Here is a 12,872-nt window from a genome sequence, read left to right as displayed (position 1 = left end):
CGGCCGCCAGAGTGGTCAGTTGTCGTCCATCTTGAGGGCATTGATGAACGCCTCTTGGGGAATTTCGACTTTGCCGAACTCGCGCATCTTCTTCTTGCCGGCCTTCTGCTTGTCGAGCAGCTTTCTCTTTCGTGAGATGTCGCCGCCGTAGCACTTGGCCAAAACGTCTTTCCGAAGGGCCTTGATCGTCTCGCGCGCAATGACCTTGGCGCCGATCGCGGCCTGAATCGGAATTTGGAAGAGGTGCGGAGGAATGAGTTCCTTCAGCTTCTCGCACATGGAGCGGCCGCGGCTTTCGGCGCGCGAACGGTGCACGATGATCGAGAGCGCATCGACCGGCTCGCTGTTGACGAGAATGGAGAGTTTGACGAGGTCGCCTTCCTCGTAATTCTTGATGTGATAGTCGAAGGATGCGTAGCCACGCGAGACGCTCTTCAGGCGGTCGTAAAAATCGAACACCACTTCGTTGAGCGGCAGCTCGTAGACCACCATGGCGCGCGAGCCCGCATAGGTGAGCTGCTTCTGGCGGCCGCGGCGGTCCTGACAGAGCTTCAGCACGGCGCCGAGGTAATCGTCGGGGACGAGGATGGTGGCTTCGATCCACGGTTCCTCGATGTGATCGATTTTGGAGACCTCCGGCATGTCGGCCGGATTGTGCATCTCGATCATCGTGCCGTCATTCATATGCAAGTGATAGATGACGCTCGGCGCCGTCGTGATGAGATCGAGGTTGAACTCGCGCTCGAGACGCTCCGTGATGATCTCAAGATGCAAAAGCCCGAGGAAGCCACAGCGGAAGCCGAAGCCCAATGCTGCAGAGCTTTCCGTTTCGAACGAGAAGCTGGCGTCGTTCAAGCGGAGACGGCCCATCGCCTCGCGAAGATCTTCGAAATCAGCGGCATCGACCGGGAAGAGGCCGCAGAAGACGACGGGCTGCGCGGGCTTGAAACCGGGAAGGGCTTCAGCCGTCGGATGCTTTTCGTCGGTGATGGTATCGCCGACACGGGTATCGGCAACTTCCTTGATCGCAGCAGTAAAGAAGCCGACTTCGCCGGGGCCGAGCTGTTCGAGCATTTCCTGTTTTGGACGGAAGATGCCGACGCGTTCGACCTGATAGCTGCCGTCCGTCGCCATCAATTTCACGCGCTGGCCCTTCTTCAAGGTGCCGTCGATGACGCGAGCGAGCACGATGACGCCGAGGTAGGCGTCGTACCAGCTGTCGATCAGCATGGCCTTCAAAGGCAGCTTCGGGTCGCCCTTTGGCGGGGGAAGACGCTCGACGATCGCTTCGAGGACGGCTTCGACGTTGAGGCCGCTCTTGGCGGAGACGCCGATCGCGCCGGAGGCATCGATGCCGATCACATCTTCGATCTGCTTTTTGACGCGATCCTCGTCGGCGGCCGGCAAATCGATTTTGTTCAGTACGGGTAGAATTTCGAGGTTGTTGTCGAGCGCCTGATAGACGTTGGCGAGGGTCTGGGCTTCGACACCCTGGCTCGCGTCGACGACGAGGATGGCACCTTCGCAGGCGGCCAGTGATCGCGACACCTCGTAGGCGAAGTCGACGTGACCGGGGGTGTCCATCAGATTCAATTGATAAAGCTCACCGTTTTTCGCCCGGTAGTCGAGCCGGACGGTCTGAGCCTTGATCGTGATGCCGCGTTCCCGCTCGATGTCCATCGAGTCGAGGATCTGCTCCTTCATTTCACGATTTGAGACGTTTCCGCAAAGCTGGATCAGCCGGTCGGAAAGCGTCGACTTGCCGTGATCGATGTGGGCGATGATCGAGAAGTTTCGAATATGGGAAATGGCTGTCATGGGCGGGCTCATAGCACCCGGAACTGACCGGTAAAAGGGGCGTTAAGCCACTGAGGAGCTTATAGGGGCTGCTTGATCGCCGCACGTCGATATAAGTGGCGGCAGCGGTGGCGGTGTGCGAGAAATCTTCTCGCGCCCCTTGTGCTCCCCGGCGCTCCTGGAGAACCGATATGGCCAATTCACCGTTCGAGGCGAACCCCGCTTTTACCAAGCTCGGGGAAGATGCGAAAAAGGCTGTCATTCAGGCGTTCGACGCCATGGCCAACTGGCGGGCGGAGCTTGCCGATCTCGGAGAGAAGAACAGCAACGCCGTCTTCGATAAGATGGCGGAAGCGGCCAAATCTCTGGGTTGGCCAACAGATTTCGTCGAACTCAGCCGCAAGCAGATGCAAAGCGCATCGAAGCTGCAGCTCCAAGCCGTCGATCAGGTGATGGACGTCTGGGAGAAGCAGGTGAAGGCGCTTGGCAATGCGGGGCAGGTGCCGAGCTTCCCATCGTTCCCGAACTTTCCGAACGTACCCGGATTCGGAGCAGGGTCAGGGTTCCCGCAGTTTTCGGCGACTAACGGCGGCGGTTTTCCTGATTTCGGCGGCGGGGCCGTCAATCCGATCCAGTTCTGGATGCAGGCCGCAGAGATGTGGCAGAAGGGCTGGCAGCAGGCGATGTCCACATGGGTGGATACCCAGCAGCAGGCTATGGGGAGCAAGCCATCCGGCGGTAAAGGCAACTCGCGCTAATGCGCTGATGTCACCCCGCAATTTGAATATTCAAGGCGCCGGTCCCGTGAGATCGGCGCCTTTTTCATGCGGTTTATATCGCAACGCGGCAACTTTTCTACACGCCGATGCCGTTGCCGCAGGCGTTTTACTGTGTCTATCGTTCCAACCGTTAAAGGCCGCACGCGGACCGACAACGTTCCGCATAAAAATAAAAACAGGCTGCGCGGAGGCTCTTCGCGCTAGAACGGGGAACGCTTTATGACGATGTCGAACCCGGCTTCGGCTCCGGCTGCTAGTGTGTTTGGACGCGATTTTCTTGCTTCGATTGTCGTCTTTCTCGTGGCCCTGCCATTGTGCATGGGCATTTCAATTGCATCGGGCTTGCCGCCGACCACGGGCATCATCACCGGCATAGTCGGCGGTATCGTCGTTGCGACGATCTCCGGCCAGCCGATGCAAGTCAGCGGACCTGCAGCGGGGCTTACCGTTCTCGTCTACATGCTCGTCCAAGATCACGGCGCTGCCATGCTCGGTACGATCGTGCTTTTCGCCGGGCTCATTCAGATGCTGGCGGGCTATCTGAAGCTCGGCCAATGGTTTCGCGCGGTGTCACCGGCCGTCATTCACGGCATGCTCGCGGGCATCGGTGTGCTGATCTTTGCTTCGCAGTTTCACGTCATGTTCGATGGCAAACCGCTCGGCAGCGGGGTGCAGAATCTCATCGGAATTCCGGCCGCTTTTATCGATGCGATCCGCAGTGGCGCCGGGCGTCAGACCGCCGGGCTCGTTGGACTGCTGACCATCGTGACGATTGCCGGATGGAGCGCTTATTCCCCCAAATCGATGAAACTCGTCCCGGCGCCGCTTGTCGGCGTCATCGTGGCGGTGATCGCAGCCAAGCTTCTCGGTTTGGAATCCATCAAATTCGTCGATGTTCCGAGCAACATTTGGGAGTGGTCGCTCCAAATGTATCCGACGCCTGAGAAGATCATGCACATCGTCGAGCCGGGTATTTTCATCGGCGCGGTTTCCATCGCCTTCATCGCGAGTGCGGAAACGCTTCTCTGTGCGACGGCCGTCGATCAGATGCACACCGGACCGCGAACGAAATACGACAAGGAGCTTTTTGCGCAGGGCGTCGGCAATTCCATCTGTGGCGTTCTCGGCGTGCTGCCGATGACGGGCGTTATCATTCGCTCGGGCGCAAACGTTGCAGCGGGAGCCCAGACGCGGTGGTCTGCGATCCTGCACGGCGTTTGGCTTCTGCTTCTCGTCGCGTTCTTTCCCATGGTTCTGAAGCTCATTCCGCTTTCAGCGCTCGCTGCGGTGCTCGTCTATACGGGCTACAAACTCGCGTATCCGAAGATCCTGCCGACGTTGCGATCCTACGGCTGGGCCGAAGTTGCGATCTACGCGATCACAGTCGTGATGATCGTGCTGACGAACCTTCTGGACGGCGTGCTCGTCGGCCTTGGGCTATCGCTACTGAAACTCGTCTATGCGTTCTCCCATCTCGAAGTCACCAAGCAGGTTGGGCCAGACAATCGGGTAGACCTGCATCTCAAAGGGTCAGCAACTCTCGTTCGCTTGCCGATGCTTGCATCCGCGCTGGAGGAGCTACCCCCTGGCGCGCAGGTTCACGTGCACATCGGTGATCTCGATTACATCGATCACGCGTGTATCGATCTGTTGTCGAACTGGGATCGCCAGCATGGTTTGAGTGGCGGTTCACTTTCGATCGAGTGGGATGCGCTCAAGAACAAGTATCAGCAACGCAGCGGCAATGCGCTCGAGCGGGCCGCCGCGAAAGAAAGCGCGGCGGGGGCGACTGCGGCGGCCCCGAACGCCGCTTGAACTGGGGCCACCCGATTAGGGGGCTCCTGCATTTCAGGGCGATACCAACAGGCGGCGCGCGACACGTGCGCCGCTTGCCGAACGCGTCATTTGCTCTTAGATTAGAATTATTCTAATTCTAGGATCTTGGTGATTATGCGGAAGTTCAGCGAACTCGATCAACGCGAAATTCTGGCGCTCGCGATTTCACTCGAGGAAGAACACGGCCGCATTTACGCGGACTATGCAGCGGGCCTCAGCGCGGACTATCCGGCATCGGCGAAAATCTTCACCGAACTCGGTGAAGAGGAGAACGAGCACCGCCGCTGGCTGATCGATCTCTTCCGCCGCAAGTTCGGCGACCATATTCCGCTCATCCGCCGCCAGGACGTGGCAGGCTTCGTTCGCCATGATCCGATCTGGATGGTTCGTCCGCTCGGCATCGAGAAGGTGCGGCGGCAGGCCGAGCAGATCGAGGCTGAAACGCGGAGTTTCTATCAGTCCGCACTGGCGCGCGCCTCGGATGCTGAAATCCGCAAGCTGCTCGGCGATCTGATCGCGGCCGAAAACGAGCATATCGAAATCGCCCACGACGTTGCGGCTGTGGAACTGACCGAAAAGGTGAAAGCGTATGAAGAACAGGCCGCGCGCCGCTCCTTCGTACTTCAGTACGTGCAGCCCGGGCTGACGGGTTTGATCGACGGCTCGATCTCGACACTGGCGCCGATCTTTGCTGCAGCTTTCGCCACGCATAATACCTGGCAGACATTTCTCGTCGGCGTTGCCGCGTCCATCGGTGCCGGCATATCGATGGCCTTCGCTGAGGCGCTTTCCGATGATGGGGAACTCACGGGACGCGGCCATCCGTGGCTGCGCGGCTCGGTCACAGGGGTGATGACCGCCCTTGGCGGTCTCGGTCATACGCTTCCCTACCTCATTCCGGATTTCTGGACTGCGACCACGATCGCTGTCAGCGTGGTGTTCATCGAGCTTTGGATTATCGCTGGAATTCGTTCGCGATTCAGCGAAACCCGGTTCTGGCGTGCGGCTTCGGAAGTTGTTGTCGGCGGCTTGATCGTCTTTATGGTGGGCGTCCTGATCGGCAGTGCCTAGACAAGAGACCGGGAAGGCCTCACTCAAGCCATAGTCTCTTGACGCTCTCCATGCGGCTGGCAAAAGTGCCGGCCCCAATCAATGGCCGAAGGCATCTCATGCGCGCAGGTTTTCTCGTTTTCACGGTGGCATCACTCATGCTCGCGGGGCTCTCCGCGAGTGCCAATGCGGAAAGCACACCGCCGCCGCCCCCGAACAAGCGCAATTGCCAGAACACGGTGCCGTTCAACCGCTGGCTTGCAGATTTCAAGCGCGAAGCGATTTCGGAGGGCATTCGTCCGGAGACGATCGAAGAGACGATCGGCGGCATGACGCCCGATCAGGGCACGATCGGCCGCGATCGGAAGCAGGGCTTTTTCTCTCAGACGTTCATCGAATTCTATTTCAAGCTCGCCACCAAAGGCCGCGAGCAGATGGGCCGCACTTACCTGCAGCGCTATCGCGACATCTTCGATCGCGCCGAGAAAGAGTTCGGCGTGCCAGGCGCCGTCATCACCGGGTTCTGGGCGCTCGAAAGCGACTTCGGTGGCGGAATGGGCAAGCTGCCCGTGATGCATTCGCTTGTGACTCTGGCGTGGGATTGCCGTCGCGGCGATATGTTCCGCGAAGAGCTGAAGGCTGCGATGAAGATCGTTCAGCGCGGCGATCTCACCCCTGATCAGATGATCGGCTCGTGGGCGGGCGAACTTGGCCAGACGCAGTTCCTGCCGCGCCACTATCTCAACTACGGCATCGACTATGACGGCGACGGGCGCGTCGATCTCATTCGCAGCAATGCCGACGTCATCGGATCGACGGCGAAGTTCCTCGCAGCAATGGGCTGGCGGCGCGGCGAGCCGTGGCTCGAAGAAGTTCGCATCACGCGAGATCTCCCGTGGGATAAGGCCGATCTGGCTGTACGGCTGCCGCGCTCGCAATGGGCCGCGTGGGGCATCGAAGGTGTTGGTGGCAAGCGGCTTCCGGCGGATGGTCTCCAGGCGTCGCTCTTGCTGCCGATGGGACGCAACGGCCCGGCCTTCCTCGCCTATCCGAACTTCCTCGTTTACACGCAGTGGAACCAGTCGCTGACCTACGCGATGACGGCAGCGCATCTCGCCGCCCGCATGGCAGGCGCGCCGAACCTTAGCCGCGAGAGCGGCAATGTGGTCTCGCTGAGCTATGAGCAGCTGAAAGAGTTGCAAAGCCTTTTGAAGCGCCGGGGCTTCGATGTCGGCGAGATCGACGGCAAGCTTGGTGCCGGCACGCGCAAGGCCATCAAAGAAATGCAGATCAAGTTCGGTTTGCCGGCGGACAGCTATCCGACGGCCGAGCTGCTGACGGCGCTGCGCGGCCGCAGCTAGAACCGCTCGCTTAATGAATTTCGCCGGCGGTTCGTTGAGCCGCCGGCGTAATCGTCATTCATCACTGCAACTCATACCGCTTTGCACCTAGTGCAGCTTGACCTGCGGCTCCGTGCGACGCGTGAGTATCCGCGAGAGCGTGTCGAGCGCGACCTTGATGTAGCCGTGCAGCGCGACCTCGTGCATCTTGTAGAGCGACCGATACATCATCTTGGCGAACCAGCCTTCGATGCGCAGCGACTTGCCTTCGATGAAGCCCATCAGGTTGCCGACGGTCGAATATTTGCCGAGCGAAACCAGCGAGCCGAAATCGCGATATTTGAACGGCGCCAGATCCGTCGCGCCATTCATGCGGCGTTGGATCTGTTTGAGGAGGTGGCTCGCCTCCTGGTGCGCTGCCTGAGCGCGGGGAGGGATCGGCGCGGTTTCGCCGTCGGGAAGCAGGTAGGCGGCATCGCCGATGACGAAGATGTTGTCGTCCTTCGTCGTCTGCAGCGTCGGCTTGACGACGAGCGTGTTCATGCGGCTGACTTCGAGGCCATCCAACTTGGAGAGGACATCCGGGCCTTTGACGCCGGCGGCCCAAACGACGAGTTCGGACGGGATGAACTCGCCATTCGCAAGCGTTACCCCTTGTGCCGTGACTTTCGTGACCGGGCTGCCGACGCGAATATCGACGCCGATGCCGCGCAGAATGTTCGCGGTCGCTTGCGAAAGGCGCTCGGGAAGGGCGGGCAAGATGCGGGGCGCCGCTTCGATCAGCGTGATCTTGAAGTCTTTTTCCGGATCGAGCTTATCGAGCCCGAATTCGATCAAGCCGCGAGCCGCATGGTGCAGCTCTGCCGAAAGCTCGCTGCCGGTTGCGCCGGCTCCGATGATCGCGACGTGGAGCTGGCCGTCCCGCACCGGGCCCGGCTGCGCGTAGGCGCGAACGCAGGCATTCAACAGTCGCCTGTTGAAGCGCTCGGCCTGTTCGGGCGTGTCGAGCATGATTGCATGCTCCATGACGCCGGGCGTTCCGAAATCGTTTGAAATGCTGCCGATGGCGATGACGAGCGTATCGTAGGGGAACCACCGATCGGGCGTGATCTCGCGGCCGTCTTCGTCGTAGGTCGCCGCGAGGTGTACGCGCTTGTTGGCGCGATCGATCCCGATCATTTCGCCGTAGCGATAACGAAATCCGTGCCAGTGGCCCTGGGCCTGATAGGACAGTTCGTGGCGTCCGGTATCCATGCTGCCGGCCGCGATTTCGTGCAGGAGCGGCTTCCAGATGTGCGTGCGCGCACGATCGACGAGCGTGATTTCTGCCTTGCCGGAGCGGCCGAGCTTCTGGCCGAGCTGTGTCGCGAGTTCTAATCCACCTGCGCCACCGCCGACGATGACGATGCGATAGGGCTGTTTTTCGGCGGTGCCTTTGTCTGGCAATGTAGCGGGAGCCTGCAAATTCATATTGGCCTCATGCGCAAAGTCATGACGGCGGCATTAGGAACGCAATTCGCCGCCGGTCGCCTTCTTAACATCCGATACTATTTTTTTGGTTATCGTTTCGATGGCCTGATCGGTCAGCGTTTCCGTCGCAGGCTGGATCGTTATTTCTATGGCGACGGATTTTTTGCCTTCGGCCGCGAGACTGCCCCCTTCGAAAACGTCGAAGACGTTCACGGAACGGATCAGAGCCTTATCGGCATTTGCCGCGGCTTTCACCACATCTCCGGCCGCAACGTCTTTCGGCACGATGAAGGCGAGATCGCGCGTCACGGGCAACAGATCGGAAGCTGCAAGCGGCGGCTTGGCGCGCGATTTCTTCTTCTCCGGCGGCAGGGCGTCGAGGAAGATTTCGAACGCGGAAACGGGGGCTTCGACGTCGAGCGCCTTCAGCGTTGCCGGGTGAACTTCGCCGAAGTAGGCGAGCACGGTTTTCGGGCCGAGCTTCAACGCGGCGGAGCGGCCCGGATGATACCATGCCGGGGCGTCGCGCGTGATTTGCGCTTTTGATGGGTCGAGCCCGAGCGCGGAGAGCGCAGCGAAGACATCGGCCTTCACATCGAAGGCGCCGACGGGATTGGTGTTACCGTCCCAGTGCCGTCCGGCGCCCGTTAGGCGTGCCGTTCCGGCGCGGACGCCAGCGGCGCTCGCGTACTGATCTTCCGGCTGCTCGCCGCGATAGGCTTGGCCAAGTTCGAACAGAGCGACATCGGCAATTCCGCGATTGCGGTTGCGGGTCACTGCGGTCAGAAGACCCGGAAGCAACCCCGGACGCATCGACGACAATTCGACGGAGATGGGATTTCCGAGATCAAGAGCGGGTGAGCCGCCGCCGAAATGCGTCGCCTGCTCCTTTGGGATGAAGCTCCACGTCACGGCTTCGACGAAGCCGCGTGCGGCCAAGAGACGGCGAGCGCGGCGGGCGCGCTTCTGCTTTTCCGTCAGGACGGCGCGGGCAATTCCAGCGGCGCGCGGCAGGGGCGTCGCCGGGATGCGATCGAGACCGGCGATGCGGACGACTTCCTCGACGAGGTCAGCGGGGCCGTGGACGTCAGGGCGCCAAGTCGGAACGGTAATCTTTGCGGCGTTCGGCTTGCCGTCGATGGTGAAGCCCAAGGCTTTCAGCGTATCGGAGATTTCGTCGTTCGAGAGCTTCACACCCGAGAGCTTTTCGATGCGCGCGAAATCGAACGAAATCACGCGGTTTTCGATGGGCTCTTTGCCCGCAATCTTGGCCTTCGTCGGCTCACCACCGCAGAATTTCAGGATCATGTCGGTCGCGAGATCGAGGCCGGGGCGCTCGGATGCAGGGTCGACGCCGCGCTCGAAACGATACCGCGCATCGGTTTGCAAACCGACCTTTCGGCCCGTTGCTGCGGTACGGACCGGATCGAAGTATGCGCTCTCGATGAAGACGTCGGTCGTGGTGTCGGTCGAGCCTGAGGCTTCGCCGCCCATGATGCCGCCGAGGCCGAGCGGGCCGGTGTCATCGGCGATCACGCACATCGTTTCGTCGACGGCGTGCTCTTTGTCGTCGAGGCCGAGGAACTTCTCGCCTGCTTTGCCAAGCCGGGCGCGGATGGCGCCTTTCAGCTTAGCTGCATCATAGACGTGCAGCGGGCGCCCGCGGTCGAGCGAGATATAGTTCGTGACATCGACGAGGGCGTTGATCGGGCGAAGGCCTGCAGCTTTCAGACGCGCTTGCATCCAAGCGGGCGACGGTCCGTTCTTCACGCCTTTGACGAGGCGTCCGGCGAATACCGGGCAGGCGTTCGCGGTTTCCTTCGTGAAGTCCAGCTTGATATCGATCGGGCATTCGACTTTGCCTTCGACCGCGCCGAGCTTCGGCTCGGGCTTCAGCTTGCCCATTCCCGCTGCCGCGAGATCACGCGCGACGCCGCGCACGCCGGTGCAGTCCGGCCGGTTCGGCGTCAGTTTGACCTCGATGACGGGATCGTTGAGGCCAACGACGTCGATGTAGCGGGCGCCGACGTTATCGGCCCATTCGGTGGGCAGATCGAGAATGCCGTCGCTTTCCTCGGAAAGTTCGAGTTCGGCGGCGGAGCACATCATGCCGTTCGAGACGACGCCGCGAACGGGCTTTTTCTCGAGCGTGATTTTTGAGCCCGGAATGTAGGTGCCGAGCGGCGCGAACACCGACACCATGCCCGCGCGTGCGTTCGGCGCGCCGCAGACGACTTCCATCAGCGGTTCGCCTTTGGCGACCTCGACTTGGACGACCTGCAACTTATCCGCGTTCGGATGCTTCTTCGCTTCGACGATGCGCGCGATTTTGAACGCGCCGAGCGACTTCGCGGGATCTTCGATGCCTTCGACTTCGAGCCCGATGGCCGACAGCGTCGTCGCGATCTCGTCGACGGATTTCTCCGTGTCGAGGTGATCCTTCAGCCAAGAGAACGTGAATTTCATTGTTCGCGCCTTTAGGTCGACAGCCCGCCGCCGAGGGTCGGGACGTCGAGCATCGAGAAGCCGTAGTGGCTGAGCCACTTCAAATCGCCGGAGAAGAACGAGCGCAGATCGGGGATGCCGTACTTCAGCATCGTCAGCCGGTCGAGGCCGACGCCGAATGCGAAGCCTTGATACTTCTCAGGATCGAGTCCGCAGTTGCGCAGCACGTTCGGATGCACCATTCCGCAGCCGAGGATTTCCAGCCATTGACCAGGCTTGCCGATGGCTTCGGCGCCGATGTCGACTTCCATCGAAGGCTCGGTGAAGGGGAAGTGCGAGGCGCGGAAGCGCATCTTCACTTCGTCCACCTCGAAGAAGGCCTTGCAGAATTCCTGGAGCACCCATTTCAGGTGCCCCATGTGGGTCGACTCGTCGATGACGAGGCCTTCCACCTGATGGAACATCGGCGTGTGCGTCTGGTCGCTATCCATACGATAGACGCGGCCCGGCGCGATGATGCGGATCGGCGGCTTTTGCGAGACCATCGTGCGAATCTGCACGGGGCTCGTGTGCGTGCGGAGCAGCAGGCGCGAGCCGTCGGCCTTCGGCGAAAAATAGAATGTGTCGTGGTCCTGGCGCGCTGGGTGTTCGGCCGGGATGTTGAGCTTGTCGAAGTTCATCTCGTCGGTCTCGATGTCGGGACCTTCGGCGACCGAGAAACCCATATCGGCGAAAATCTCGATGACTTCGTCGAGAACCTGGCTGACGGGATGAATGCGGCCTTCGGCAACAGGGCCGAGGCGCACCGGCAGCGTGACGTCGGCGCGCTCGGTCTGGAGGCGCGCGTCGAGAGCTGCGGTTTCGAGCACCGCTTTGCGGGCGTCGAGAGCGTCGGAAACTTTCGATTTCAGCGTATTGACCGTCTGGCCGAAGCTCTTGCGCTCTTCGGGCGGCAGGGAGCCGAGCTTGCTCATCAGCTCGGAGACGCGCCCCTTCTTGCCGAGGGCTGAAACGCGGACTGCATCGAGCGACGCGAGATCACTTGCGCCTGTAATCTCGGCGAGTAGGTCTTTTTCGAGGACTGCGAGGTCGTTAGCGCCGCTCATAGAAATCTCCTTGAGTCGGAACCCAACATTCTTTTCCCCAGATCACCCCTCCCCTCAGGGGAGGGGCTGGGTGGGGTGTATGGCTAGCGGCGACACGCCACTTTATGCCCAGGAACTTGCATTGCGCTCGCTCGGTTGTGCGGCTTCTCCCCACCCCTGACCCCTCCCCGCTGGGGAGGGGATGAAGGAATGGTCAGCAGCGGGACCAGTCGAAAAACCGAGCGCGAAGTGGCGGCTTAAGCCGCCTTCTTGACCTTGTCCTGGTCAGCCTTGGCGACGGGCGAGCTGGCGGCTGCCGCTGCCTTGTCGACCAGTGCCTTGAAGCCCGCCGGATCGTTGATCGCGATGTCGGAGAGAACCTTGCGGTCGACCTCGATGCCGAGGTTCGTCAGGCCGTTGATGAAGCGGCCGTACGTCAGGCCGTGCTCGCGGACGGCAGCGTTGATGCGCTGGATCCAAAGTGCGCGGAAATTGCGCTTGCGACGCTTGCGGTCACGATAGGCGTACTGCTGCGACTTCTCGACCGCCTGCTTTGCAACGCGGATCGTATTCTTGCGACGGCCATAAAAGCCCTTCGCGGCCTTGATGACTTTCTTGTGCTTGGCGTGGGCGGTAACGCCACGTTTGACGCGGGCCATTGGAGAAAACTCCTGGAATTAGTGCTTCAAGATTGAAAGAGATTTCGTTGGCACTTGCGACTCCCCTGCGGGGAGCCGGCCGCAAGTGCCCGGGGACATCTCAGCGGTTGTAGGGCATGTATTTCTTGACGATCTTCGCGTCAGAATCGTTCAGCACGCCTGTGCCGCGCGCCTTCTGAATGAATTTCGCCGTGCGCTTGATCATGCCGTGACGCTTGCCTGCCTGGGCTGCAACAACTTTGCCCGTGCCGGTCATCTTGAAGCGCTTTTTGGCGCCGCTCTTCGTCTTCATTTTAGGCATTTTGCTTGTCCTTAGTTCTCGCTCACGGGCCCGCCGGATGCTCGCGCTTGCGCGCTTCCCATCCTGGCCCTCCGCGGGGGCGGCGCTCGGCGCCGGGCCGCCTTGCGGCC

10 protein-coding genes are annotated in these 12,872 nt (G+C 60.9%); 4 read left to right on the top strand and 6 right to left on the bottom strand.

Going from position 1 to position 12,872, the window contains the following annotated elements:
• Nucleotides 1–15: 15 nt before the first annotated feature.
• On the bottom strand, nt 16–1,818 hold the full coding sequence (gene lepA / locus G359_RS18505) for a translation elongation factor 4 (protein ID WP_045837313.1): 1,803 nt from the start codon (nt 1,816–1,818) through the stop codon (nt 16–18).
• A 170-nt stretch (nt 1,819–1,988) separates the two neighbouring features.
• Here lepA and G359_RS18500 point away from each other — a divergent pair, with 170 nt between their 5' ends.
• The 4 genes from G359_RS18500 to G359_RS18485 all read left to right on the top strand — a co-directional run bounded on the left by G359_RS18500 (nt 1,989) and on the right by G359_RS18485 (nt 6,823).
• A complete protein-coding gene (locus G359_RS18500) occupies nt 1,989–2,555 on the top strand; it encodes a hypothetical protein (protein ID WP_045837312.1) in 567 nt (188 codons plus the stop codon).
• Between the two features lie 240 nt (nt 2,556–2,795).
• Nucleotides 2,796–4,391 (top strand): SulP family inorganic anion transporter, encoded by a 1,596-nt coding sequence (locus G359_RS18495; RefSeq protein ID WP_245280086.1) that lies wholly within the window; start codon nt 2,796–2,798, stop codon nt 4,389–4,391.
• 135 nt (nt 4,392–4,526) lie between these two features.
• The gene (gene mbfA / locus G359_RS18490; protein ID WP_045837311.1) at nt 4,527–5,483 is read left to right on the top strand and encodes an iron exporter MbfA; all 957 of its coding nucleotides are present in this window, start codon (nt 4,527–4,529) and stop codon (nt 5,481–5,483) included.
• Between the two features lie 98 nt (nt 5,484–5,581).
• Nucleotides 5,582–6,823, top strand: a complete 1,242-nt coding sequence (locus G359_RS18485; protein WP_045838225.1) for a lytic murein transglycosylase — start codon at nt 5,582–5,584, stop codon at nt 6,821–6,823.
• 87 nt (nt 6,824–6,910) lie between these two features.
• Here G359_RS18485 and G359_RS18480 read toward each other — a convergent pair whose 3' ends face one another.
• The 5 genes from G359_RS18480 to rpmI form a co-directional block, all read right to left on the bottom strand.
• The gene (locus G359_RS18480; protein ID WP_045837310.1) at nt 6,911–8,272 is read right to left on the bottom strand and encodes an NAD(P)/FAD-dependent oxidoreductase; all 1,362 of its coding nucleotides are present in this window, start codon (nt 8,270–8,272) and stop codon (nt 6,911–6,913) included.
• A gap of 33 nt (nt 8,273–8,305) precedes the next feature.
• Nucleotides 8,306–10,738, bottom strand: coding sequence for a phenylalanine--tRNA ligase subunit beta (pheT, locus tag G359_RS18475; protein WP_045837309.1), 2,433 nt, complete (start codon nt 10,736–10,738; stop codon nt 8,306–8,308).
• A gap of 11 nt (nt 10,739–10,749) precedes the next feature.
• Entirely contained in the window at nt 10,750–11,823 is a 1,074-nt protein-coding gene (gene pheS / locus G359_RS18470; protein ID WP_045837308.1) for a phenylalanine--tRNA ligase subunit alpha, read from the bottom strand.
• A 236-nt stretch (nt 11,824–12,059) separates the two neighbouring features.
• The gene (rplT, locus tag G359_RS18465) at nt 12,060–12,461 is read right to left on the bottom strand and encodes a 50S ribosomal protein L20 (protein ID WP_045837307.1); all 402 of its coding nucleotides are present in this window, start codon (nt 12,459–12,461) and stop codon (nt 12,060–12,062) included.
• Between the two features lie 100 nt (nt 12,462–12,561).
• Nucleotides 12,562–12,762, bottom strand: a complete 201-nt coding sequence (gene rpmI, locus G359_RS18460; RefSeq protein ID WP_015596609.1) for a 50S ribosomal protein L35 — start codon at nt 12,760–12,762, stop codon at nt 12,562–12,564.
• Nucleotides 12,763–12,872: the final 110 nt, after the last annotated feature.

This window comes from Hyphomicrobium sp. 99 (assembly GCF_000384335.2).
Taxonomy (GTDB): Bacteria; Pseudomonadota; Alphaproteobacteria; order Rhizobiales; family Hyphomicrobiaceae; genus Hyphomicrobium_B.
The sequence above is the reverse complement of the archived record's forward strand: the minus strand, read 5'-3'. Positions and strand labels throughout refer to the sequence as shown.

Bases quoted from the DNA above. Each gene is read 5' to 3' on its own strand.
- pheS (WP_045837308.1), bottom strand. From the start codon at position 11,823: ATGAGCGGCGCTAACGACCTCGCAGTCCTCGAAAAAGACCTACTCGCC.
- G359_RS18495 (WP_245280086.1), top strand. From the start codon at position 2,796: ATGACGATGTCGAACCCGGCTTCGGCTCCGGCTGCTAGTGTGTTTGGA.
- G359_RS18500 (WP_045837312.1), top strand. From the start codon at position 1,989: ATGGCCAATTCACCGTTCGAGGCGAACCCCGCTTTTACCAAGCTCGGG.
- G359_RS18485 (WP_045838225.1), top strand. From the start codon at position 5,582: ATGCGCGCAGGTTTTCTCGTTTTCACGGTGGCATCACTCATGCTCGCG.
- G359_RS18480 (WP_045837310.1), bottom strand. From the start codon at position 8,272: ATGAATTTGCAGGCTCCCGCTACATTGCCAGACAAAGGCACCGCCGAA.
- lepA (WP_045837313.1), bottom strand. From the start codon at position 1,818: ATGACAGCCATTTCCCATATTCGAAACTTCTCGATCATCGCCCACATC.
- rplT (WP_045837307.1), bottom strand. From the start codon at position 12,461: ATGGCCCGCGTCAAACGTGGCGTTACCGCCCACGCCAAGCACAAGAAA.
- mbfA (WP_045837311.1), top strand. From the start codon at position 4,527: ATGCGGAAGTTCAGCGAACTCGATCAACGCGAAATTCTGGCGCTCGCG.
- pheT (WP_045837309.1), bottom strand. From the start codon at position 10,738: ATGAAATTCACGTTCTCTTGGCTGAAGGATCACCTCGACACGGAGAAA.
- rpmI (WP_015596609.1), bottom strand. From the start codon at position 12,762: ATGCCTAAAATGAAGACGAAGAGCGGCGCCAAAAAGCGCTTCAAGATG.